At 60.7% G+C, this 21231-nt stretch carries 20 protein-coding genes; 6 read left to right on the forward strand and 14 right to left on the reverse strand.

What is annotated here, in order from left to right:
* The first annotated feature begins 52 nt into the window (after nt 1–52).
* Nucleotides 53–1378, forward strand: coding sequence for an MFS transporter (locus CH281_RS18285; protein WP_094695061.1), 1326 nt, complete (start codon nt 53–55; stop codon nt 1376–1378).
* A 65-nt stretch (nt 1379–1443) separates the two neighbouring features.
* On the opposite strand, the gene CH281_RS18290 is transcribed toward CH281_RS18285, so the two are convergent.
* From CH281_RS18290 to CH281_RS18325, 8 genes are read right to left on the reverse strand one after another with little or no spacing between them, the layout of a single operon-like run.
* A complete protein-coding gene (locus tag CH281_RS18290) occupies nt 1444–1707 on the reverse strand; it encodes a WhiB family transcriptional regulator (protein WP_094695063.1) in 264 nt (87 codons plus the stop codon).
* A gap of 51 nt (nt 1708–1758) precedes the next feature.
* Nucleotides 1759–2694: a lipoyl synthase gene (lipA, locus tag CH281_RS18295; protein WP_094695065.1), complete on the reverse strand. Its 936-nt coding sequence runs from the start codon at nt 2692–2694 to the stop codon at nt 1759–1761.
* A 1-nt stretch (nt 2695) separates the two neighbouring features.
* Entirely contained in the window at nt 2696–3619 is a 924-nt protein-coding gene (locus tag CH281_RS18300) for an HpcH/HpaI aldolase/citrate lyase family protein (RefSeq protein ID WP_094695067.1), read from the reverse strand.
* Entirely contained in the window at nt 3616–4314 is a 699-nt protein-coding gene (locus CH281_RS18305) for a 2-oxo acid dehydrogenase subunit E2 (protein WP_094695069.1), read from the reverse strand. The genes CH281_RS18300 and CH281_RS18305 overlap by 4 nt, the downstream gene beginning before the upstream one ends.
* Nucleotides 4311–5756: an aldehyde dehydrogenase family protein gene (locus tag CH281_RS18310; protein WP_094695360.1), complete on the reverse strand. Its 1446-nt coding sequence runs from the start codon at nt 5754–5756 to the stop codon at nt 4311–4313. The genes CH281_RS18305 and CH281_RS18310 overlap by 4 nt, the downstream gene beginning before the upstream one ends.
* Nucleotides 5749–6756 (reverse strand): alpha-ketoacid dehydrogenase subunit beta, encoded by a 1008-nt coding sequence (locus CH281_RS18315; protein ID WP_094695071.1) that lies wholly within the window; start codon nt 6754–6756, stop codon nt 5749–5751. Before CH281_RS18315 ends, CH281_RS18310 begins: the two co-directional genes overlap by 8 nt.
* Nucleotides 6753–7763 carry a thiamine pyrophosphate-dependent dehydrogenase E1 component subunit alpha gene (locus CH281_RS18320; RefSeq protein WP_094695073.1) on the reverse strand — a complete coding sequence of 337 codons (1011 nt, stop codon included), beginning with the start codon at nt 7761–7763 and terminating at the stop codon, nt 6753–6755. The genes CH281_RS18315 and CH281_RS18320 overlap by 4 nt, the downstream gene beginning before the upstream one ends.
* Nucleotides 7760–8005 carry a biotin/lipoyl-containing protein gene (locus tag CH281_RS18325; RefSeq protein WP_094695075.1) on the reverse strand — a complete coding sequence of 82 codons (246 nt, stop codon included), beginning with the start codon at nt 8003–8005 and terminating at the stop codon, nt 7760–7762. Before CH281_RS18325 ends, CH281_RS18320 begins: the two co-directional genes overlap by 4 nt.
* 77 nt (nt 8006–8082) lie before the next feature.
* Here CH281_RS18325 and CH281_RS18330 point away from each other — a divergent pair, with 77 nt between their 5' ends.
* From CH281_RS18330 to CH281_RS18345, 4 genes are all read left to right on the forward strand, one after another.
* On the forward strand, nt 8083–9273 hold the full coding sequence (locus CH281_RS18330) for a CaiB/BaiF CoA transferase family protein (protein WP_094695077.1): 1191 nt from the start codon (nt 8083–8085) through the stop codon (nt 9271–9273).
* A gap of 75 nt (nt 9274–9348) precedes the next feature.
* The gene (locus CH281_RS18335; RefSeq protein ID WP_094695079.1) at nt 9349–10527 is read left to right on the forward strand and encodes a sugar ABC transporter substrate-binding protein; all 1179 of its coding nucleotides are present in this window, start codon (nt 9349–9351) and stop codon (nt 10525–10527) included.
* Nucleotides 10528–10670: 143 nt separating this feature from the next.
* A complete protein-coding gene (locus tag CH281_RS18340; protein ID WP_167326167.1) occupies nt 10671–11558 on the forward strand; it encodes an ABC transporter permease in 888 nt (295 codons plus the stop codon).
* The gene (locus CH281_RS18345) at nt 11555–13066 is read left to right on the forward strand and encodes a sugar ABC transporter ATP-binding protein (protein ID WP_094695083.1); all 1512 of its coding nucleotides are present in this window, start codon (nt 11555–11557) and stop codon (nt 13064–13066) included. Before CH281_RS18340 ends, CH281_RS18345 begins: the two co-directional genes overlap by 4 nt.
* A gap of 597 nt (nt 13067–13663) precedes the next feature.
* On the opposite strand, the gene CH281_RS26625 is transcribed toward CH281_RS18345, so the two are convergent.
* Entirely contained in the window at nt 13664–14146 is a 483-nt protein-coding gene (locus CH281_RS26625) for a hypothetical protein (RefSeq protein WP_143544826.1), read from the reverse strand.
* Between the two features lie 73 nt (nt 14147–14219).
* Between CH281_RS26625 and CH281_RS18350 the strand changes: the two genes are divergently transcribed.
* Entirely contained in the window at nt 14220–15110 is an 891-nt protein-coding gene (locus CH281_RS18350) for an alpha/beta hydrolase (protein WP_094695085.1), read from the forward strand.
* A gap of 516 nt (nt 15111–15626) precedes the next feature.
* On the opposite strand, the gene CH281_RS18355 is transcribed toward CH281_RS18350, so the two are convergent.
* From CH281_RS18355 to CH281_RS18375, 5 genes are all read right to left on the reverse strand, one after another.
* A complete protein-coding gene (locus tag CH281_RS18355; RefSeq protein WP_167326169.1) occupies nt 15627–16280 on the reverse strand; it encodes a GntR family transcriptional regulator in 654 nt (217 codons plus the stop codon).
* A 126-nt stretch (nt 16281–16406) separates the two neighbouring features.
* Nucleotides 16407–17405, reverse strand: a complete 999-nt coding sequence (locus tag CH281_RS18360; RefSeq protein ID WP_094695089.1) for an amidohydrolase family protein — start codon at nt 17403–17405, stop codon at nt 16407–16409.
* A gap of 53 nt (nt 17406–17458) precedes the next feature.
* Nucleotides 17459–17848: a RidA family protein gene (locus CH281_RS18365; RefSeq protein WP_094695091.1), complete on the reverse strand. Its 390-nt coding sequence runs from the start codon at nt 17846–17848 to the stop codon at nt 17459–17461.
* Nucleotides 17849–17851: 3 nt separating this feature from the next.
* A complete protein-coding gene (locus tag CH281_RS18370) occupies nt 17852–19459 on the reverse strand; it encodes a fatty acyl-CoA synthetase (RefSeq protein ID WP_094695093.1) in 1608 nt (535 codons plus the stop codon).
* On the reverse strand, nt 19456–21228 hold the full coding sequence (locus CH281_RS18375) for an FAD-dependent monooxygenase (protein WP_094695095.1): 1773 nt from the start codon (nt 21226–21228) through the stop codon (nt 19456–19458). Before CH281_RS18375 ends, CH281_RS18370 begins: the two co-directional genes overlap by 4 nt.
* Between the last annotated feature and the right edge of the window lie 3 nt (nt 21229–21231).

Raw genomic sequence — 21231 nt, forward strand, 5'->3', positions numbered from 1 at the left:
TCGCCGAGTTCGAGATTCACGCAGCACTACCTACTCGCCCGAAAGGCCATCAATGTCAGAAAACACCGATACCGAGCCCGGATCGGCAAACACCACGGTACCTCCGGGTGTGCCGTTGTCGAAGGTCGCGACCTCGGTTGTTCTCGGAACCACCATCGAGTGGTACGACTTCATGCTCTACGGTGCCGCTGCCGCAACAGTTTTCGGGCCGCTGTTCTTCCCCGACGCAGACGCCTTCTCCGCGGCCCTGCTCTCGTTTTCTACCTTCGCGGTCGGATTTGCTGCTCGACCGCTCGGGGGAATCATATTCGGGCACTTCGGAGATCGGGTCGGGCGTAAGAAGATGCTCGTTCTTTCTCTAACGATGATGGGGGTCGCGACCGTTCTGATGGGGCTAATCCCGAGCTACGAATCGATCGGCATCGCTGCCCCCTTATTGCTGGTAGTGCTACGCGTGGTCCAGGGTTTCGGAGTCGGTGGTGAGTGGGGCGGCGCAGTACTCACCGCAATCGAACACGCGCCGCCGTCCAAGCGGGCATTTTATGGCAGTCTCCCCCAAGTGGGCGTACCCGCAGGTCTGCTGGCCTCCACGTTGGCCTTCCTGGCGGTCTCGCAGTTGCCCGAGGATCAGTTTCTCTCGTGGGGTTGGCGAATACCGTTCCTCGCGAGTGCCATCCTGGTTGCCATCGGAATGTACATCCGGCTCAATGTCGAAGAAACACCAGCGTTCAAACAGGTCAGTCACGATGATTCCCGCGTGCGAATTCCAGCGCTGGTCGCGATCACGCAATACCCGAGGCAGATTGGTCTCACCGTCCTTCTCGTCGCCGGCTCGGGCGTGTACTTCTACACCATCACCACCTATTCGTTGTCGTACGCCACCACCACCGAACACTTGACGCGGACCGAAATGTTATCGGCGCAATTGACTGCAGCAGCGGTAATGGTGGGGGCATTACTGTTCTTCGGCAAACACGCGGAGCGACTAGGGCTCGCCCGCATGATCGGTTGGGGACTTGCACTGCTCGCGGTCTGGGTCTTCCCGGTCTTCTGGGCGATCGAGACCGGAAGCGCGGCCCTCACAACCCTCGCCTTCGCAATCCACGGCGTAATTTTTGCGGTCAGCTACGCACCGCTGTCAACATTCGTTGCCCAGCATTTTGCACCTCACGTCCGGTTCAGCGCATCGTCGATTTCATTCCAGACAGGAGTGTTGCTCGGTGGAGCAATTGCGCCGATGATTGCCACTGCCCTGGTCGATGCCACCGGCACGATCTACGCGGTCTGCTTGTACGCTGCATTGGCGGCCGCTATCGGTGTCGCTGCTACGGCGGTTCTCGCCCGTCGGACCCCGATGGCGATCTCGCACGAAAAGTGACAGAACGACGAGGGTGCACGGTCGACGGCGGAATCCATCGGCCGTGCACCCTCGTCGGCGGGTCATCATGTGGTCGAGCCTACGACCGTTCGGTGTCGATCGGATTCGGTGAGGCCGCCCCACACTCCATAGAGTTCGGGGCGACCGACAGCGAAAAATCGACACTGTTCGATCACCGGGCACTGCGCACAGATCCGTTGGGCTATGCGTTCGCGTCGACTTCTCGCAGCCCTGCTTTCCGACCAGGGTCCGTAAAACAGGTCGATGTCGAAGAGATTGCAATGCGCATGAATCCGCCAGTCCGCCGACTCGAAACCGGACGCGCTCATAAAGGATGGCTCCTACGTCAATGGTGAAGCAGTAACGCGTACTTCATGCCGTCAGTTGGCACCGCGCATCTCCACGGCTTCTCGATACAACGCTCCTGCCCGGTAGGAGGAGCGGACAAGGGGTCCGGACATGACGCCGACGAAGCCGATTTCACGGGCTTCACGCTCTAGATCAACGAATTCCTGGGGTTCTACCCATCTCGTCACCGGATGGTGACGCGGGCTCGGACGCAGGTACTGGGTGATGGTGATCAAGTCACAGCCTGCCTGACGCAGGTCGCGCAGCGCCTCGGACACTTCTTCGCGCGTCTCGCCCATCCCCAAGATCAAGTTACTTTTAGTGACCAAGCCGAAGGTGCGCGCCTGCGTAATGACGTCGAGCGAGCGGCTGTAGCGGAATGCGGGGCGGATTCGCCTGAATAGTCTCGGCACCGTTTCCAGGTTGTGCGCCAACACTTCCGGTCTGGAATCGAATACCTCGGCAAGGAGATCGGGCGTACCGTTGAAGTCCGGTATCAGGTTCTCGACACCCGTGTCGGCATTGAGTGAGTGGATCTGACGAACCGTCTCGGCATACAACCACGCTCCCCCATCGGGCAGGTCGTCGCGTGCGACGCCGGTGATCGTGGCATACTTCAGCGCCATCTTGCGGACCGATTCTGCGACTCGACGTGGCTCATCCCGATCGAGAGCCTTTGGCTTGCCCGTGTCGATCTGACAGAAGTCGCATCTGCGCGTGCACTCTTCTCCGCCGATCAGAAACGTTGCCTCTCGGTCCTCCCAGCACTGAAAGATGTTGGGACAGCCCGCCTCCTGGCAGACGGTGTGCAGATCCTCGGCTTCGACCAGTTGCAACAGCTCCTTGTACTGAGGCCCCGTCCTGGCTCGCGCTCGGATCCACGGCGGCTTGTTCTCGATCGGCGTTTTGCTGTTGCGAACTTCGAGCCGCAACAATTTGCGGCCTCCAGGAGATGCAGAATTGGTCATATCAGTGCATTCCTGCTCGGGCCAGCAGTCGTTGTGCGTGGCGTAGCGTGGCCTCGTCGACCATCTTTCCGTCCACTATCGCGGCCCCCGCTGCAGGGGCGTCGCCTTCAGCGGTATGCAACGCGGCCATGACGGACTTCGCATGAGCCACCTCGGATTTCGTCGGTGTGAATGCAAGTCGTGTTGCGTCGAGCTGGTCCGGATGCAGAATCCATTTGCCGTCCAGGCCCAGCGCCGCACTGTGCTCGCACGATCGTGCGAGCTCGTTCGTGTTCCGGATGTCGATGCACGGGCCGTCCAACGCGAATTTGTCGTGAGCTCGAGCTGCGACGAGCATCCGCATCAGACCGTGATCGTATGCCGCCGAATGTGCTTGAGATTCACTGTGTCCAGTGCCTCCATTGCGGAGCCCGAGGCTGGCCGCATAGTCGACCGGACCGAACGCAAGCGTGGTCACCCGGGGGTGAGCCGCTGTCTGGTCGACCGAGAGAAGTCCTGCAGCGTCCTCCACTTGGATGTGGAAGCCGACTGGACGGCCCTGCCTGCCGAATTCCTCCTCGATGCAGGCTAATCGGCTGCTCAAGCGATCGAGTTGTTCGATAGTGTGCACCTTGGGGACGACGATTTCGGTCAGTCGGCTCATGCACGGTCCCAGCCCGGTCAAGTCGTCGTCGACCCATGGCGAATCAGGAGCATTGATTCGAACAGCTCGAAGTGGGGCTTGCCAATCGTCGTCCGCCAGGGCCGTGGCGGCGGCGGAGCGGGCATGATTCTTCAGAGCAGGCACGACCGAATCTTCGAGGTCGAGGATCACCATATCGACAGGCAGTCTCCGGGCGCGTTCGACGAAGCGGGGTACCGAGGCGGGCACACACAAGGCCGTGCGTCGCGCGTCGGTGTCGGGTTCGACGCCGACGCGCCTCATGCGCTGTCCTCACACAGGTCGATACCGTCGACCTCTTCGGCGACCGAGGCCAGGAAGGCCGCGGCGTCTGCTCCGTACACAATTCGGTGGTCGGCGGTCAGGGTCAGCGACATCGCTGACTGAGCGCTCAGTGTCCCGTTCTCGAAACTGGCCACAGGGCGGGCGCGACCAACGGCCAAAATCGCGGCCTGGGGGACGTTGATCATCGCGGTGAAGTGGTCGACGCCCATCATTCCGAGGTTCGAGATCGTGAAGGTAGCTCCCTTCAGGTCGCTTCCGGTAATCGTGCCGCCGCGCACTGCCTCCGCGAGCCGCGAGGATTCGTTGCCTATTTCGGACGGACTGAGACGATCGGCATGCCGTACGACGGGTACGAGTAGTTTGCCTTCGCTGGCAACTGCAACGCCGACGTGCACTTCGGTGTTGATGACGAAGCCTCTCGGATCGAAACTGCCGTTGACCCGCGGGTGGGCACGCAGCGCGCGCCCCACCGCTGCGACGAGCACATCGTTCAAGGACGGAGCCCGACCGCCAGCTGTCCGGGCGGCGGCACGTTCTCGCAGCAAGCGAGTCACGTCGAGGTCACGTGAAACGGTAAATGACGGGACTGTATGGGATTCGGTCATGCGGCGCGCGATCACGCGTTGCGTGGGGGTCAGTGTCGACGGTGTTGTGCGCTCAGTGGTTTCGGTCATGACAGGCCTTCCAGGACGACACACACGTTCTTGGTCTGGAGGTACGAGTTGAGTCCCTCGACACCCTTTTCTCGTCCGAAGCCACTCTTTCCGTATCCGCCGAAAGGAAGTTCGACGCCTCCCGCAGCTCCATAGCCGTTGATGAACACCTGCCCGGACCTGAGCGCGCCCGAAACACGGACCGCCCGCGATACATCGCGCGTCCAGACGCCGCAGACGAGGCCGTACTCGGTGTTGTTGGCGAGCGCGATTGCTTCCTTTTCGGTGTCGAACGGCAGCACGGTGAGCACAGGCCCGAAAATTTCCTCTCGGGCAACCTTCGAGTCGGGTGATGCGTCGTCGATCAGCGTGGGAGCGTAGAAGAACCCACGTCCAAGCGCTCCTTCCGTCATGACGTGGCCACCGGTGACGATCGACGCTTCCGTACGCACGTCGTCCACGAAGGACGACACGCGCTCGAGTTGCTGGCGCGTGATCAGAGGACCCATGCCCGGATCGTCGATACCGTGTCCTACCGTCACCGCCTCGAGCTCGGTGCGCAACCACTCCACCACCTCACGATGCATACTTCGATGCACTATGAGTCGAGTCGCGGCCGAACACGTTTGGCCTGCGTTCTGAACGATGGCGTTCCGCACGACCGGTAACGCGCGGGTGAGGTCACAATCCTCGAACAGCAGATTCGGACATTTTCCTCCCAGTTCGAGCGTCACGGGAACGATTGTGCGGGCCGCTGCAGCCATGACCTGTGAGCCGGTGGCGACGGATCCGGTGAAAGTGACTTGGTCGATGTTCGGGTGGCCGGCCAACGCAGCTCCCGCCTCGATGCCCAGTCCTGGAACAACATTGAACAGACCGTCGGGAAGTCCCGCTTCGCGTGCAATGTCGGCGAGCCGAATCAAAGACAGTGGAGCCTGTTCAGCCGGCTTGACGACCGTGGCGTTGCCCGCAGCCAGTGCCGCTGCAACTCCACGCGAACCGATCTGGAGCGGGTAGTTCCATGGGACTATCTGGCCACTCACTCCCAACGGTTCGCGGACCGTGTAGTCCAAGTAACCGGGACCGAGTGGGAGCGTCTGGCCGAACAATTTATCCGCGAGGCCTGCGTAGAAAGTGAAGTATCTAGCGGTGGTCGCGACGTCGCCTCTGGCTTGCGTGAGTGGTTTGCCTGTGTCCAGCGATTCGAGGCGAGAGAGTTCGTCGACGTGATCGAGAACGCCAGCTGCTATTGCCTGCAAAGCCTCGGCACGCGCGGCCGGGGTGAGGGCTGCCCATCCGGGCTGTGCGGATCTAGCCGCACTGACAGCCTCGTCGACATCTTCCGCCGTGCCCCGGGCAACCTCAGCCAACACCTCACCCGTCGCCGAATCGATGGTCTCGAACGTCTTGCCGGCGCGGGCGTCGGACAATTGGCCTCCGATGACGATGCGTCCTTCAAACATGTACGGCTCCATTTCCGAGAACGGTGCGGACCGCGCTCAAGACGTCGTTCACCTGCGGAAGAATTTCGCGCTCCAGTGGTCCCGCGTAGGGAATGGGCGTATCGGCGGCCGTCACGCGAACAGGAGCGGCCTTGAGCCGGTCCCATGCCTCGTCGATCACACGGGCCACGACTTCGCTGGCATACCCGCCCGCGCGGGCTCCTTCACTTACCACCACCAGGCGCCGAGTCTTGGTGACAGATTCGACGATGGTGTCGATGTCGAGTGGCTTGAGCGTGCGCGGATCGATAACCTCTACGTCGATGCCTTCCGGTTCGAGTTTGCGCGCCACCTGTAGGGCGAGAGGGACGCCTCCAGCGATCGCCACGACGGTGACATCGGAGCCCGTCCGCTTGATATCGGCCACTCCGATCGGCACAACGTAGTCATCTTCGGGCACCTCGCCCGCACGCGTGTAGAACAGCCGCTTCTCCAGCATCAAGGTGGGATTGTTGTCCCTGATTGCTGCCTTGAGTAGGCCTTTGGCGTCGTATGGGGTCGACGGCATGATCACCACGAGGCCGGGAGTGTGGACGAACCATGACTCCAACGACTGAGAATGTTGGGCGGCCAGCCCGACGCCGTTGGCGATCGGGCCGCGAACCACCAGTGGGACAGTCACGGAACCGCCGGACATGTAGTGCCACTTCGCCGCGTGATTGACAATCTGGTCCATCGCCAGCGTGACGAAGTCGAAGTGCTGCAGTTCGACGACCGGACGTGATCCGACCAACGCCGCGCCGACTCCAGCACCGGAGATTGCCGCCTCCGAAATGGGCGAGTCGATCACTCTGTCACTTCCGAACCGGTCGAGCAGTCCCTTGGTGACTCCGAAGAGTCCACCGTTACGTGCGATATCTTCGCCGATGGTGAAGACCTTCGGGTCCCGGGCCATTTCTTCGTGCATAGCTTCGTTGAGGGCTTCGGACATCGTCAGTTTTCGTGCGCCACGATCGCTCATGCGAGTCGGTTCTCCTTGTTCCATTCGGCCGGTGCATAGACATCCTCGAACGCGCTCGCCGGTTCTGGTTGCTCGTCGTCGACGGCATACTGGCTGGCCACATCGATGGCAGCGGAGGCACGCTTCCTGATCGCTTCGGCCTCGTCGAGGTCGAGCGCACCCTCGTCGACTGCCCTTCGGATGAGACCCGCGATCGGGTCCCGCTTGGACCACGCCTCGAGTTCTTCTCGTGTGCTGGTCTCTCCGGTGGCGAATGCGGAGTGGGGTGACATCCGGTGGGTTTTCGCCTCGATCAGCGTCGGTCCGCGGCCGGCCCGCGCGCGAGCGACGGCGTCGTTTGCGGCCGCGCGCACCGCGTGGACGTCATTGCCGTCCACCGTGAAGCCGGGAAAGCCGTACCCGGCTGCGCGAACGGACAGATCATCGACTCGGACCGTGGAGCTCGCGCGGGTAGAAAGTGCCCATCCGTTGTTCTCACATACGAAAATGACGGGCGCGTCGAGCACAGCGGCCAGGTTGCAGGCCTCGTGGAAACTGCCTTCGTTCGCTGCTCCGTCGCCGAAAAAACATGCCACTACAGTGTCGCGTCCCTGGAGTCGCGAACCGTATGCGGCACCGACCGCTATCGCGTGCGAGCCGCCGACGATGCCATCTGCTCCGAGCATGCCGTGTTCTACCGCGGTTATGTGCATGCTGCCGCCCTTTCCGCGGCAATAACCACTCTTGCGTCCGAGGACTTCGGCGAACATGCGAGCCGGATCCAAACCTCGGGCGAGGCAATGCCCGTGACCCCTGTGCGTGGATGTGATCAGATCGTCGGTTCCCAACGCTGAAATGATCCCGGTGGCAATGGCTTCCATGCCGATATAGGGGTGAGCCGATCCGCGCACGAGTTTGTCGTTGTACAGCTCCACGACCCGCTCGTCGAAACTGCGGATCAGCTGCATCGTGTACAGGACTTCGCGTGCGTCGAGCAGGCCCGGCTCGACCTGCTGGGAGGCGCTCACGAGTCCAACTCGAACTCGGCGAGTACGTCGCCGATCTCAATTTCGTCGCCCACTGCAGCGACGATTCGGGTCAGCACGCCGGTGTGTTCGGATTCCACCTCCGACGCTGTCTTCTCGGCTTCGATTTCGACCAGCAGGTCGCCGGCCTTCACCTGATCTCCTTCTTCGACGAACCAGGTGGTCACTACCGCCTGAGTCGACTCTCCACCTGCGAGGGCTTGCAATTTCTGTTCTGTTGCCATGGTTGACACCGTAAACCGTCAAAAGTATCTTCTGCAAGTGAAATGCATTATTTCAATCCATAAGGTATGAAGTGACAATGAATGTTCCCCGCGACACATCCCGTAAGGGCCCGCTCTCCGGCCGTCTGGTGGTCGCCATCGAGCACTCGGTGGCCGGACCTCTGTGCACCCGCATTCTTCGTGAACTCGGCGCGGACGTGATCAAGATCGAACGCCCGCCCCACGGCGACTTCTCGAGGCGGTGGGATTCCAACGCCAACGGCGAAGGTGCACAGTTCTGGTGGCTCAACCGAGGTAAGCAATCGATCGTCCTCGACCTCAAGTCGGATCACGGCCGAGACGTACTGCATCAGCTGTTGGATCGCGCCGACGCATTCGTGCAGAACCTCAGTCCAGCGTCGGCCGGACGATTGGGCGTTGGAAAGAAAGACCTCGAACGCTGGCCGGATCTGGTGTCCTGTCATATATCCGGATACGGTTTCGACGGTCCGCTCGAAGCCCGCAAGGCATACGACATGCTCATCCAGGCCGAGTCCGGGGTCATGAGCCTGACCGGGACCCCCGACCAACCGACACGCGTGGGGGTGTCGATTGCCGACGTGGCGACTGGTATCTACGGTGCTGTCGCAGTTCTTGGAGGACTTCTCGGCCGGCAGCAGGACGGCACGGGTACGGCAATCGACATCGCAATGTTCGACGTGGCCACCGAATTCCTCGGCCCGATGTTGGTCAGCTACTTGAACACCGGAGTCGAGTACACGCGGTCTCCGGACCAGCACCATGCCATAGCGCCATACGGCGTGTTCCGGTGCGCGAACGGGCAGGTGTTGATCGCTATCGAACACGACGACGAGTGGGTCAGGTTCTGTCACAAGGTGATCGAACAACCGGAACTGGCAGACGATCCTGCCTACGCAACGAATCTGTTGCGCCTGATCGCCAGAGACGAATTGATAGCGCAGATCGAAAAGGTCACGTGCGAGCTCGAACGGGGTGTCGTCATCGAACGCCTCGAAGCTGCTCAGCTCGCCTACGCAATGTTGAACGGGGTAGACGGCGTTGCGAATCATCCGGTTGCTGAGCACCGCGGAGCCTTCGGCATCTCGCGCAACGCTTCCGGTGACGAGGTGCAGCACGTCGTGGGACTGATGCAACGCGCATTCGGCGGTGCCGACGGGGCCCGGACACGACCTCCCAACCTCGGCGAGGACACCCAGGCGGTCCTCGATGCGCTATCCGGTCCCGCTACTGGGGGCCAATTCGTCTGATTTCCTCCTCGACGCGTCCGCGCAGGAGTTCTCCAGGGGCCACCGTCGAAGTAGCCCGCACAGAAGGGAAAGACCATGACCGGAAAGACTTCAGGCGGTACACCGGCACCATTGGGTCGACTCATCGGTCGACAAACGGTATTGCGCGGGCTACTCGGCACGGCGGTGGCTATTCCGCTGGTCACCGCATGTACCCGCGACTCAGCTGCTCAGCAGACATCGAACTCCTCGTCACCCGGCGCGTCGGACGTGACCCCCGCCCTCGGTGACAGCTACAAAAACAAGACCATCGGTGTGGTGTTCTTGTCCCTACTCGACGAGAACCAGGTCAGCATTCAGAAGTGGCTCGACCAAGCCGCGAAGGACGCCGGGCTCGACTGGACCTTTATTGCAGTGGACGCCCAAGGCGCTCAGGCGCAGGCTCAGACAGCGATGTCTTCGTTCATCACCCGCAAAGTAGATGCCATCATCGTCGTGGTGGTGCCAGCGATCTTCATCAACGCGCAGCTCGAGCAGGCAAAAGCAGCAGGCATTCCCGTGGTCGGGAACCTGATGTTCGCGGAATTCGACCCGAACATCGCCGTCGACTACGGTCCACTGCTCGACCACGACGCGCTCTTGCTCGCGCACTACATGATGGCAGATCAAAAGAGGCGTCGAGGAAACGCACCCATCAAGGTCGGAATACTGGACGCGCCGGTGTCCGACGCCCTCGTGCCCGGCCGCACCGTCTTCGAGACTCTCATCGGTTTGGACGATCAGTTCGAGATCGTCGCCCGTGACTTTGCCGTCAGCGGAACGGACACAGTTGCCGACTCGACCCGGCGTGCGAAAGGCATGATCCAGGCTAACTCCGACATCAACGCGATCTTCTGCAACTACCCCCCGACATCGGTTCCCGCCGCCAGCGGAATAGATCAGGCAGGCAAGAAAGACGTGCAGGTGTACGGACGTATCGCACAGAGCGCAGGGGTCGAAGCAGTACGCAGCGGCCAAAGTCCCTTGGTCGCAACAAGCTGGGTCGACTGGCCGTACCAGAGTTACGTCATCATCGATCAAGTTCTCACTGTCATGAAGGGCGAGATCGAGCTGAATCGATTGCTTTCGATGAACAGACCGGTCCCCGACGTCGTATTCGACGCATCGAATGTGGACGAGCAGGTCCCGGTCGGAACGAAAGCTGCCGACTGGATGTTCGCCGGTGGCGTCTACCGCCCGCAATTCATCGCTCGTTGGAACGAGGTATTCGCATGAGCTCGAGCGCTCGAACAGCTCCCGCTACGGACGCACCGAACTTAGCTTCGGCTGAAAAAACGAAGGAATGGCTCGAACGAAGTGAACGACGTCGGCGTCTGCTGGGCCAGGTGGGTGTGCCTCTCGTAACGGTGCTTCTGATCGTGGTTTTCACTGTGGTCGCCGACGGCTTTCTCAGCGTCGACAACTTCAAGACCATCGCCAGTGACGCTGCGCTTCCGGTGATCGTCGCGATCGGCCTGACAATGTGTTTGGCTGCAGGCGAATTCGATCTCTCGTTGACCGGAGTTGCGGGCTTGGCAACCGTTACCACTGCGCAGCTGCTCTCGCCCATGAACCTCGTGACCATCCTCGCGATCGGCATCGTGCTCGGGTTGGGCCTTTTGATCGGAGCATTCAACGGAATTCTGGTCGGCTATCTGAAACTGCCTGCCCTCATCGTGACGATCGCCGTCGGGGCCATACTGAACGGTGCCCAATACGTGGTCACCGACAGTCAACAGATCTACGGTGGGTTTCCGGAAGGACTCGTCAGCTTTTGCCGCGGGTCGATCGGCCCAATACCCAACCTCGCCGTCGTCGCGGCACTCGTTGCGGTTGGTGCGTGGCTGACACTCGAGCGGTCGACGCTCGGACGGCACGTACGAGCAGTGGGCGGGAATGCGGTAGCGGCGCGCATCGCTGGAATCAACAACGCACGGGTCAAACTATGGGTGTTCGTCATTTCTGGCGGATTGACTACAACGGCCGGCTTGCTGTTCGCCGGACAGCAGACAACCGCATATCCGATGTCTGGTCTCGATGTATTGCTACCCTCGTTCGCTGCCTGCTTCATCGGTGCGGCAATGTTCAAGATCGGCGAGTTCAACGTTCCCGGCACTGTCGTTGGGGTCATCATCGCGACCATCACCTCGAACGGTCTGATCTTGATGTCCGTCCCGGCTTACGCCACCTATTTCTTTCAGGGCGCGATCCTTCTCGCCGCGATCCTCTTCGCCAGGCTCGTCTCGACCGAAAGAGATGCACTATGACGACGCGCCAAGAGATGCCACCACGGGATCCAGCGCTGGAGGTTCGTTCGGTCACCCAGCTCTACCCTGGTGTACGGGCGCTGACAGATGTCGACTTCAGCCTCGCCGCCGGTGAAATAGTCGGTCTCGTCGGACATAACGGAGCAGGCAAGTCCACTCTCACCCGGATACTCGCCGGTGTGGAGAGGCCGGTGTCCGGGACATTGCTCGTAGCAGGACGCGAAGTGTCGTTCTCGAGTCCGAGCGAGGCGCTGGAGGCGGGCATCGCAGTCGTTCCACAACAGCTCAACCTGGTTCCCGTGATGTCCGTCGAGGACAACATCACCTTGGGCGTCAAGGGCCCGCGCCGCGAAGTAGTCGCCCGAGCCGCTGAAGTTGCCCGCACTCTTGGGCTTTCGGACAATCTGAATCGCCGCGCCCGTGACTGCGGAGCGTCGGTGCAGCGTTTGGTGATGATTGCACGGGCATTGCTACGGTCACCCTCCGTGGTCTTGTTGGACGAGCCGACAGCAGCACTTCATCCCAGTGAAGTCGAGCGGGTTTTCGCAGCCGTCGAACGACTCCGATCCGAGGGAGTGTCAGTCGCATTCATTTCTCATCGCCTGGAAGAGGTAATGAACTTCTGCTCTCGCGTCGTCGTCCTCCGCCAAGGGGCCGTCGTAGCAGAGAGGGAGACCGACGGCATGACGAAAGGCGAACTGGGTGAACTGATTGCCGGTCGATCGCTCGAAGTGCCTGCAATGCACGAATCACCGGCTGACGACATCGAGCCGCTGCTCTCCGTGTCAGGCCTGGCTGTTCCACCACTCGTGAGCGGCTTCGACCTCGAGGTGCGACCTGGGGAGGTAGTAGGACTTGCCGGGCTGGTCGGGGCGGGTATGACCGAAGTGCTCGAATGCCTTGCCGGACTGAGGCCTAAGCATCTCGGGATTGTGCAGTTGGCAGGTGCCGAACTCACCCTCCGCTCGCGGCAGGCATCGATGAAAGCGGGTATCGCTTACATTCCTGACGACCGCGCCCACCAGAGCATTATCGGGAACCTGACCGTGGCTACCACCGCGACACTGGTCAATGACTGCGAATACCGAGTTCATCGGTACGTCCCATTCATCCGCAACAGCCGTGCCAGCGCTGCTGTCGATCAAGTACTCGGCCTGCTCGACATCCGTCCGCGCGACGTCACTGACCAACGCATCAGTACGCTCAGCGGCGGAAACCAGCAGAAAGTGCTGATCGCCAGAGCGCTCATGTCGGACGCCGCTCTATTCGTGATCAACGAGCCGACCGAAGGTGTCGACATCGCCGCAAAGCGCGACATACACGATCGAGTACGTGAGCTCGCTGCACGAGGGGGATCCGTCGTGGTCGCGAGCTCAGAACCGGACGAATTGGCCGAACTGTGTGACCGCGTGGTGGTTATGTACGAGGGTAGGCGTGCAGTGGAATTGCGAGGCCCATCCGCTACCAAAGAAGCAATCACCAAGGCATGTCTGGTCGGCGCGCCATGACGCGGTACCACAACACATTTCCCGATCAATCTCGCCCCGGTGAATTGACCCAAGAGGACTTGCGGGCAGTACTCTATGCACTGACCGGCTACACCTCTGACTGGCAGGGCGACAAACCAACCAGACCCGGTTCAGTGGAAACCCGACCATTTTGAGAAATGTCTCGCAATCTCTGAACCTTGGGTTTCGGTCGACTAGCGATCCAGTGTGGCTCGGTTCCTAGCTTGCAAACGCGACGGATTGAGTCTCGAAATAGGTACTACCCAATCGAGATTTTGTGACCATGCTTTGATGGTTCAACCCGGACACACGGGCCTGCACCGAGTTCGGTTGGGACTGCACCGAGTGGCGGCACGCTCGAATACCTATTATTCTATGTGGAGCCATCGAGCGTCCCAACACGCACCGAAGGTTCACCGCGAGCAATCGGCTGCCCAGCCCAAGTATTTACGATCACGGAAATGCATGCGCTCAAGCATGCTGCCATCGCATCCGTCTACTCCGGTTAGGTCGCAACGTGTCTCCATAAGCATTGGAGGCCTGCTCTACTTAGCGAAGATGGCTACCGTCGTCGATTTGTCAGGGTTCAGTTGGGTACTACAAGTGGCCGGATGCCGACCGGCTGATGTCGTATTTGCTTGCGTATTCATTCCACCACTTCGGATCGCGATTGGCTGCCTCGATCACGGACATGATCTTCTGTCCTTCGCGCACCCGTACGCCGAACAGTTCGGTATCGCGGTTCTGCGATCGCTTCAAGGACTGGGCTGAGGCCGGAAACCACCTGCGGGTAACTAGGGAGGTTTCACGGAATTGTTGCGTATCGAAGGCCCGCGACACGGGCAACCCGATCAGCTTCGTTACTGCACTGCCGCAGGTCGCTGGCTGGTGACAGCCATGGTGTTCGATCGAACCGGGGTGGGGCAGGCGAAGCCCGCTATCACTCCAACCTGGGCTGAATTGACGCGGCCGCCGCCCATCCGTCGACCATGAAGTCGGCAACAGTTTCGTACCGCCGAAATCCTCGCGACGGCCCGCTGATCGGCATCTGGTGTGCATCGACACCCAAACCTGCCCCATTGCATTCAATAATGAATGTGATGTATGTTGCTGTTCAAGCCGGCGATGTGATGGCGGTCACGCAGCGAACAGTGTGATCGACCCCTTCCATGCCGGACCGCACGATCTTTTCGCTCGAGACAAAATCGAACCGAACAGTGATGCCGATGCCGCGACGTCAAGACACGACTGGGCATTCCCCATCTTTACACGAACCGCTGAAATACAGCAGTTTGCTCAAGCCCACCTAAAAAGGATACTAATGTCGCACAGCCTGAATGACGTCACTTTGGTTCTCGTCCACGGCGCATGGCATGGCGCGTGGGTATGGGACGACCTACGCGCAGAAATGACCGACTACACCACCGAAGCAGTCGAACTCCCGTCGTCCGGCTACGATCCGGAGCAGCTCGGGTCGTTCGCCGACGATGTAGACATTATTCGCACGACGGTACAAAAGATTGCGAAGCCGGTGGTAGTCATCGCCCATTCATACGGCGGCTTACCTACGACCCAAGCCTTGTGCGGCCTGGACAACGTGATCGGGGTGGTCTACATCGCGGCCTGGGTTCTCGATGTGGGACAGTCTGCCGCCATTATTGCCGGAGAGCAGGGGTTGCCTGATTGGTGGGAAGTTCACCCGGAAGGCGGATACATGGACGCTCTCAGGCCAACCGAAGTCTTCTATAACGATCTCGATCCGGAGCGGGCTCGGACTTTCTCTGTCAGGTTGGCACACCAGAGTCTCGATGGTGCTGCACATGCGCTGGAGGACGCAGTGTGGAAATACGTTCCCACCAGCTATATCTTGTGTGAGCGAGATGCAGGACTAGCTCCCTCGATTCAGCAGCTGATGAGTCGGCACACGAGCAAAACTACGAGTTTCGATACAGGACACAATCCGTTCCTGTCACGTCCCTCAGCTGTGGCCGCGCAGATCCGAGAAGATGTCGCCGAGTTCCTCGAAGGTAGGTGTCGAATCTGAAGCACGGAAACAGACCAAACCTGCTTTCGCAGAGCAAGTGTTGGCCGCATACCGCGACTCAAGTCTCCCGGCTCAGGAAACCAGTGGAGCTTTTCCAAACGAAACCGGTGCCGCTGTACAGCTGGGTGGAGGTCCGGTAACGACAGGCGCACACGTGATGAGGCCGATTGACGTGGATCGGATCGATAAACGTGTGAGACGTTTCGGGACGTCGCCATTCAATGTCGCTCGGTCAGCGTCCTGGGCGATCAGCATCGCGATTTATCGGACGGAGACGGGATTGTCGCCCAGTCCGCACACGGGATCCAAGAAAAAGTGCTGTCCCATCGAGTGTGCCGACGCGCCTTGTATTGGCCATTGTCCTGGTGACGCTTTGGGCGAACCTGGGCATGTGCGTAAATTCGGTTTATTTGGGGCATGGCGTAGCCACAATTTTGACTCAGGTGAAGGAAGGTGAGATCGACTCAGGTCTGCTGTCGGCACAGCCTCACCACGAACGTCTGGATTTACGAAGCTTCAGGGGCGGGCGCGCGCCAACGCGTCATCCGCTCCCCCACGCGTGTCGTCTCGGTGCTCAGCCGAGACTCTCTGAAACAACGTCATATTCTTGGCTTCGAGGGCATCGATAATGTGTGCGTGATGCATTATGGCGTGCCGTCGTCGCGGAGACGACGCGTAATTGCTGGCAAAGTAAGCATCCGACAGGGTCCAGATGCGTTCGACTTCGGTGATCAACAGATTGTGGGGCGACAAGCTCCATACCGATCGATGGAATTCGTGATTGAGGTCGATGAATTCGATGACGTCGTCTGCCTCGTCCTTTGCTGTCATCTCGGCATTGAGGGTGCGCAGACGTTTGAGTGCGGATGCATCCGGCCAGTGGATACTGGAGTTGAGTTCAGTTTCGATGAGAGTGTGCAGAGTATGCAACTGATTGAGCTCCGAGACCGTTCGCTTGGCAACCACGAAACCCTGATTCGGACGATGCACGAGCAGGCCTTGGTTGGCTAGGACGAGGAAAGCTTCGCGGATCGGGACACGGCTCACGCCCAGGCGCTGCGAGAGTTCCTCCTGTCGCATCGCTTCACCGGGGAGGAGTTCGCCGAGGAGAATCAGCCTGCGTAGCTGGGCGATGATCCGTTCGGTACCTACCCGTGTCCGCACCGCCATCCCGTCCTCCTTGTCCGCGGCCACGTTCCCACGAGCCATATCCCGTCTCGGTTTCGTGCGGGCGTGATCTGCAGCCTAATCGCAGTCCCGCCCGCTCGCCGCACGGTGATGTGCTCTGGGCGCGGTTCAGGCCTTGAGCCGAGGGAATACGCGACGTGCGTTCTCCTCGAAAACAGCTCTACGGTCGGACTCGTCGAGGAAGTCGAACCCCTCGATTACCGGTTTGAGGTCGTCGAAGGGACGGCTGGTCTCGGGATTGTCGGTGGAGCCGCTGCCGGGGCGTTCGGTCCCGAACAGCACTCTGTCCGATCCGACTGTCTTGAGCAACAATTCGAGCGCCGGCGAGTAGTGCAGAACGGTGTCGAAGTGGAAATGCTTGAGGTGGTCCTCGAACCGCGGTGCATCAGGATCGCCTCCGAGTGCGGGATGCAGGTGTTCGGCCTGCCACCGTCCGAGCTGGTACGGCACCGAGCCTCCACCGTGGGAGATCATCACGTTCAGCGTTGGGAAGCGCTCGAAGACCTTTCCTCTGATCATCGACAGAATCGCAATCGATTCCTCGGTGATGAAGTGCTCGCTGTACGTCTCACGCCCGTTGTAGCAGCCTGCAGAGTGCACTTGCATCGGCACGCCGAGCTCGACGAGCTGCTCGAACAGCGGGTACCAGTACGGGTCGCCAAGCGCAGGCGCGGTGCCGGTCCCCTCGTGTGGATCCGGATTGACGGTCACGCCGACGAATCCGAGTTCCTGGACGGTACGGAGCAATTCCGGGAATGCACGTTCGACCGGCTCGTCCGGTGTGATGGGCAGCCCGGCAACGCCCGCGAACCGGGTGGGATGCAGATCGACGGTCCGAGCGATGACATCGTTGTTGGCACGGATCCATGCGTCCACCAGCCGCGCGGGCTTCATCGAATGCCCCTGGTAGTACGGTCGCGGGGAGAGCAATTGGACATCGGTACCGACTGCGTCCATGGTTTCGACGTTGCTCGAAGCGCATGCGGCGAGCGAGTCGTCACTGATCTTGGGCTGGCCGATGTAGTAGCCGCCGTCGGCCATCAAGTTCGCGCGGAACGCGTACAGACCGTCGGGTGCCACGATGTGGGCATGTGAGTCGATGATCATGATGTTCTTCTTATCCTTCGAGATAGGGTTCGATGGTCTCGGTCGTGCACCCGTCATAGCGCAGCGACGTATGCGATCAGTTCGCACTGGATGAGCAAAGGGTCGGCAAGCGGTTGTTCGAGTGTGTGGCGTGCCGGGCGACTGGCCGCATCGGGAAACATGGCCACCCAGTGCGGGTCGATGACCGCACGAGCCGCTCGGTCTCGAACGAAGAACGTGAGTTTCGCGATATCGCCTACCGCACCGCCCGCCGCCTCCAGGATGCGTCCAATATTCGAAAAGATTAGGGACACTTGACCGTCCACAGTCTCGGGAACGGTACCGCTGTCGGGGTCGAGTCCGTTGATCCCACTCGAGACCAACAATGGACCTACCAGTGAGGCCTGTGGGATGGGGGCTTTGCCGTGGTGGAGTCCCGGAATTTCGATAGAACGTCGTGACATACGTTAAGGCTCCTTGGTTGCGAGAACGGCGTTGGTCGCGAGGTCGGCGAATGTAGTGCGCAGGTCGCGTTTCAGAATTTTCCCGCTCGGGTTCTTCGGCAACGAGTCGACGACGACGACTTTTTTGGGAATCTTGTAGCCCGCCAATCGCTTCGAGCAGTGCGAGCGCACCGCCACCTCGTCGAGGATGGCTCCCGGTTTGGCCACGACCACCGCGCAGACGGCTTCGACCCATTTCAGGTGTGGGATGGCAAAGACGGCAACTTCTGCTACACCGGGGAGAAGGTAGATTGCTTCTTCTACTTCGCGGCTGGCGACGTTTTCCCCGCCGGTCTTGATCATGTCTTTCTTGCGGTCGACGATGGTCAATCGGCCGTCGGTGTCGAAGTAGCCCAGATCGCCCGAGTGAAACCACCCGCCGCGGAACGCTTCTGCAGTACGTACCGGATCTCGCCAGTATCCAAGGGTTGCTTGTGGGCTGCGGTGAGCGACCTCGCCGACCTCTCCGACCGGAAGGATGGTGTCGTCCGCGTCCACGACGACGGTCTCTACGTTGAGTACCGGCCGGCCGGCCGAGCCGGGGTGACTCTCTTGATCTTCCGGTGCAAGGATCGTTGCGACCGGAGCTAGTTCGGTCTGCCCGTAGAAATTCCACAGCCTCACCCGGGGTAAGCGCTCGCGGATCTCGCGCAGCACTTCGACGGGCATCGGAGATGCGCCGTAGTAGCCCTTGCACAGCGACGACAGGTCCGTCCGATCGAAGTTCGGAGATTGCAGCAGCGAAATCCAGACCGTCGGTGGAGCGAAGAACTTGGTGACGCCGTGAGTCGCAATTGCCGCGAGGATCTTGTCAGGATCGGGCCCGGGAAGGATGACGCTCGTAGCTCCGAGATAGATGTCGGGGCCGAGAAAGCAGTCGAGCTGCGCGCAGTGATAGAAGGGCAAGGTGTGCAAGTCGATGTCCCCGCTCGCCATCCCGCCGTCGACGATGCAGCTGGTGTACTCGGCTATCAGCGCGCGGTTGGACAACATCGCGCCTTTGGGACGTGACTCGGTGCCCGATGTGTACATAATCCGGATCGGATCGTCCTCGCCTACAAGGGTTTCGGGACCCGCGTCTTCGCCGCTGAGCCAGGACGAGAATTGTTCCCAGTCGGTGTCGTCGCCGATGGCTCCGACGACGGCCTTCGCCGTCAGCGGTCGACCCTCGATTGTAAGTGCTGTCTCAGCCGTAGGAACGAACTCACGTTCGGTGACCAGGGCAGTGATCTCGCTGTTGCCGAAGATGTACGCGATTTCGCTTGCCGTGAGCATGAAGTTGATGGGTACCAGGATTACTCCCAGCCGTGCGGTGGCGTAATTCAGAACCACGAACTGCCAGTTGTTGCGTGAGAGGACCGCGAGTCGGTCACCTCGGTGTACGCCGCGAACATGGAGTGCCCCGGCCACGGCATCGACTACTCTATCGAGTTCCCGGTAATCGATCGTTCGATCGCCGTCGATGAGCGCGGTCTTGGTAGGTACCCGCTGAGCTGTGCGGTGCAGGATGTCTGCCACCGAGTGCCGGCGCGCGGACGCGACGGTGTCGGTTACCGAAATCGAGGTGGTCATGCGAGTGCTCCTTGCCTGCGTGAGAGTGTGCGCAGCGCCGCGGCCAGCTCAGCTCCAGGTTCGGCCGGCATCGTCATCGTTCGCCACGCGACATGTCGATCCGGACGAACGAGGATTGCACCGCTGGCGTCGATTTCGCGCACCCTCGCCCAACTGCCTGGCTGCCCACCGCCGGGATCGCCTGCAACGGCGATGACCTCGACCGGCAGATCGTATTCGGCGACCGCATCTGCCCAGGTGGGTAGATACCGAGGATCCACCAACAGGGTGAATTTGCGCCGATCGATCAGTTCGAGAGTCGACGCGCGCAAGGTGCCCTTACTGATCCACGCGTGCGGAAGATGGTGGCCTGGTCTGGTGGTCGGGACGTAGTCCCGCAGCGGGTTGTTCGAGACCGGTAGCGGGCTGCCGTCGGGAACCACGGCACCCTCGCCATAGAAGAATCCTAGTTCGACGTTCAGCTGTCCGTAGTCGTCGGCGTTCGAGGCCACTGCGTCGGCTACTCCGGCACGGAGTCGGTCTCCTTCAGCGTCCAATGCCAACCATGCGTCTATGGCGGCCCATCCGTCCTCGATCGAAGTATCCGCGCCCAAACCCATAGCTGCCGCGACACGTCGATGGCCGCCGACGTTCTCGAGCGAATGGCGGACGTTGAACAAGCCGACGGGGCGACGTTCAGCGTCATAGGAGTCGAGGAATTCGTCGCCGGCTTCTTCGCGAAGTACCTGGTAAATCTTCCAGGTCAGGTTGTCGACGTCTTGCACGGCTGTATTGAGTCCGAGTCCACCGGTGGGCGGATGGCGGTGGGCTGCGTTACCCACCAGAAAAACGTTGCCGACGCGGTAACGCTCTGCGGTCACTCCTTCGAGTTCCCAGTGGCTGATGGCGTGGACATCGAACTTCAGGTCGGGGATGCCGAGCATGTCCCGGGCACGCGCGGTGAGGGTGTCGGTGTCCTTCGCGGCCGGGTCGCCCCAGGCGAATGCTTGATGGAATGCCCACTCACGCGAATCGGTCCCCCAGGTGTCGGGTCCCATCGCGCACATGCTTCCTCGAAACGAGCCCCTACCGTGCGGGTCGATGAAGTAGTAAAGCAGTACCTGATCGTCCACAGTCCAGGAGGACAAGTCCGCAGTGACGTGCATGCTGACCATGTCGAGAAGTTGTGTCGGTCCTTCCATAGCAACATCCAGGAGGGTCGAACACACGCGTCCACCGTCGGCACCGATGACGTAGCGAGCCCGGACGGTGCTTGTGGTGTCGGTGGCCGCCTCGTGCACGTCGAGTTCTACGTATCCGTCGAGTGGGCGGAGGTCGCGAACCTCGTATCCGTAATGAATCTTGCCGGGGCAGTGTAGGTCCGCATGTTTGCGCAGAAGCGGATCCAGTCGCATCTGCGGAACATTCGCATATCGGTTGGGGCTGGCTGCGGCGTAACGCTCACGGTCGAGCCCCCCGCCCCATGCGTCGATATGACCGATTTCCTTGCCTTGCGCGGGGCGGTCACCGGCGAGCGAGGTGTACCAACCGACGCGGTGCCAGCGGTCGTCGGGCGGTGACAGTTCATACACGTCGTCCGCGACGCCCATCGCTTCGAAAATTTCCATTGTTCGCTGATTGAGCAGGTGTGCGCGCGGAAGATGCGAAGTGGTGACGCGTCTTTCGTACACAACGGCGTCTATGCCGAGTTGGGCAAGCTGGATAGCGGCCGACAGTCCCGCAGGTCCACCACCCACAATTGCTACGTCGACGATGTCTTCGGGAACCATTAC

It is taken from the genome of Rhodococcus sp. 06-221-2 (assembly GCF_002258365.1).
Classification (GTDB): Bacteria; Actinomycetota; Actinomycetes; order Mycobacteriales; family Mycobacteriaceae; genus Rhodococcoides; species Rhodococcoides fascians.